Annotated in this window: 3 protein-coding genes; 2 read left to right on the top strand and 1 reads right to left on the bottom strand. The window is 45.2% G+C overall.

Going from position 1 to position 2458, the window contains the following annotated elements; all coding sequences use genetic code 11:
* The coding region (locus B3180_RS11655; protein ID WP_286844702.1) for an oligopeptide:H+ symporter at positions 1-503 on the bottom strand (503 nt) is incomplete at its 3' end.
* A 307-nt stretch (positions 504-810) separates the two neighbouring features.
* On the opposite strand from B3180_RS11655, the gene B3180_RS11650 reads away from it, so the two are divergent.
* Both B3180_RS11650 and prpB read left to right on the top strand, forming a co-directional pair.
* Positions 811-1500: a GntR family transcriptional regulator gene (locus tag B3180_RS11650; protein ID WP_199494685.1), complete on the top strand. Its 690-nt coding sequence runs from the start codon at positions 811-813 to the stop codon at positions 1498-1500.
* Positions 1497-2375 carry a methylisocitrate lyase gene (prpB, locus tag B3180_RS11645; RefSeq protein WP_199494667.1) on the top strand — a complete coding sequence of 293 codons (879 nt, stop codon included), beginning with the start codon at positions 1497-1499 and terminating at the stop codon, positions 2373-2375. The genes B3180_RS11650 and prpB overlap by 4 nt, the downstream gene beginning before the upstream one ends.
* Positions 2376-2458 lie beyond the last annotated feature (83 nt).

The raw sequence follows: 2458 nt of genomic DNA, 5'->3' as shown, positions 1-2458 counted from the left end.
ATGTAACCGATGATAGAACCGATGTTGATACCCATGTAATAAAGGGTATAACCACCATCACGACGGTCATCGTTGGAACTATATAACTGACCAACCATGGCGGTAATGTTGGGTTTTAATAAACCTGTGCCAAGTACCACCAAAATCATACCAACGAAGAAGCCAGCCTCACTCGGTATGGCCAAGACAATGTGTCCCAGCATAATAATGATGCCGCCGTACCAGGTTGCGCGCTGACCGCCTAATAAACGGTCAGCAATCCGCCCGCCGGGTAAGCCCATGAAATAGACCGCACCGGTGTATAGACCGTAGATAGCGGTTGCAGAGGCAACAGTTAAGGCGATACCGCCTTCTTGCAAGCTGGCGGTCATGAATAAAACGAGTAGCGCGCGCATACCGTAGTAGCTCATGCGCTCCCACATTTCGGTAAAGAACAGGGTCTGTAAGCCCCCTGGCTGTCCGAAAAAGCTTGAATCTTTATCGACTATTTTTGTTGGATCCATTCTTGTTATCCATTTTGTTATTTAATATTAAATAGTTAGCGTTATTAGTAGCTCATTCGACTTTGGTCTAAGTCGGAAAAAGTGGCCTTACTTTACTAGCGAAGACTGATAAATAAAACCGAAAACGACGAAATACTCGGTTTTTGAGCTGTTTCTACGCCGGAACTGACAGAGTTCGACAGCTTAAGGAATATTTTTGAGGATAAGGTGAATACACTAATATTGTCGACAATTTAGTTCATGTTAGCTTGCTAATAGCGTTATTTTCATGGAAAATAGAGCTATCAATAATTACTGTCGACAATTAATGCAAATAGTCAGTCCTTTAGAACGTTCAGCCATTACCTCTTCAGACCGAGTTCTGTTTGAAATACAGCGCGCTATTGTGGAAGGGGATATAGCAGCGGGCTCAAAAATTAGTGAACCTGAGCTGGCTAGACGTTTTAATGTTAGCCGAGCGCCATTGCGTGAAGCTTTAGCGAGACTTGAGCGTTGCCATCTTATTGAACGAATTCCGAACGCAGGTGCCAGAGTGGTTACCTTGTCACCGGAAGGCTTAATTTCGTTGTATCAAATACGCGAAGAGCTGGAAGGTCTGGCCTGTCGTTTAGCGGCAGAACAAATGCCGGAAAACGAAATTGATGAGTTACGGCAATTACTCGATAAGCACCTGGAAACTCAGCGAGTTCGTGAAGGTGAAAGTTACTATCAGGAAGCCGGCGATCTCGATTTTCATTATCGCATTATACTCGGCAGTAAAAATCAGTATTTAATTAATATGCTTTGCGACGAACTCTACTATCTTGTCCGTATGTATCGAGTACAAATGGGAATGAATGGTCCAAGAGTTTCGCGCGCCTTCGATGAACACAAAGCCATTATTAACGCTATTGCTAACCGCGATGGGGAATTGGCCGATCTGCTCATGCGCCGCCATATTGGCGCGTCTCGTAAGAATATTGAATTACGGTTACAAACACAAAAGGAAACATCATGACTCATATGACAAGCCCGGGCGCTAAGTTGCGCCAAGCTATTGCCGACGAAAATCCTTTACAGATTGTTGGCACCATTAACGCCTACACAGCAATGATGGCAGAGAAGGTTGGGCATAAAGCGCTTTACCTGTCTGGTGCCGGTGTGGCGAATGCGTCTTTTGGTTTGCCTGACTTAGGCATGACGTCGTTGAATGATGTTTGTGAAGACATTCGTCGTATTACTGCAGCAACCGATCTACCTCTGTTAGTTGATGCTGACACAGGTTGGGGCGGAGCATTTAACATTGCCCGTACCGTTCAGGAAATGACGCGTGCCGGTGCTGCCGGAATGCACATTGAAGATCAGGTGGCTCAGAAGCGCTGCGGACACCGTCCAAACAAAGAAATTGTCACTCAGGAAGAAATGGTTGACCGCGTTAAAGCGGCGGTTGATGCGCGTATTGATGACCAGTTTTTGATTATGGCGCGCACCGACGCACTACAACAACAAGGGCTGGAAGCCGCTATTGAACGTGCTCAGGCCTGTGTGGATGCTGGTGCTGATGCCATTTTTGCAGAAGCTGTCCATACACTTGACCAGTATAAAGCTTTCAGCGAGGCGTTGAACGTGCCGGTTCTGGCGAATATCACTGAATTCGGTGCAACCCCATTGTTTAATAAACAGGAATTGGCCGATGTGGGGGTGGAAATTGTTCTTTACCCTCTGAGTGCTTTCCGGGCAATGAACAAAGCCGCATTGAACGTCTACAATAGTATTTTAGAGAACGGTGATCAGAAAGCCGTTGTAGATGACATGCAGACTCGCTCAGAGTTATATGACTTTTTGAACTATCACGATTTCGAAGAAAAATTAGACCAGTTATTTAAGAAATAATACGACTTAGTCTGACGTTCACGTCAGGTGAAATATCGAATACAAAAGACTTTGTAAAATTAAGAAGGGAACAACATTATGGC

The sequence above is a fragment of the Idiomarina sp. UBA4206 genome, assembly GCF_002383015.1.
Lineage (GTDB): Bacteria > Pseudomonadota > Gammaproteobacteria > Enterobacterales > Alteromonadaceae > Idiomarina > Idiomarina abyssalis.
This window is presented reverse-complemented; position numbering and strand designations above follow the sequence as displayed.

Excerpts from the sequence above, each read along its gene's own strand:
- B3180_RS11650 (WP_199494685.1), top strand. The coding sequence starts at position 811 with ATGCAAATAGTCAGTCCTTTAGAACGTTCAGCCATTACCTCTTCAGAC.
- prpB (WP_199494667.1), top strand. The coding sequence starts at position 1,497 with ATGACTCATATGACAAGCCCGGGCGCTAAGTTGCGCCAAGCTATTGCC.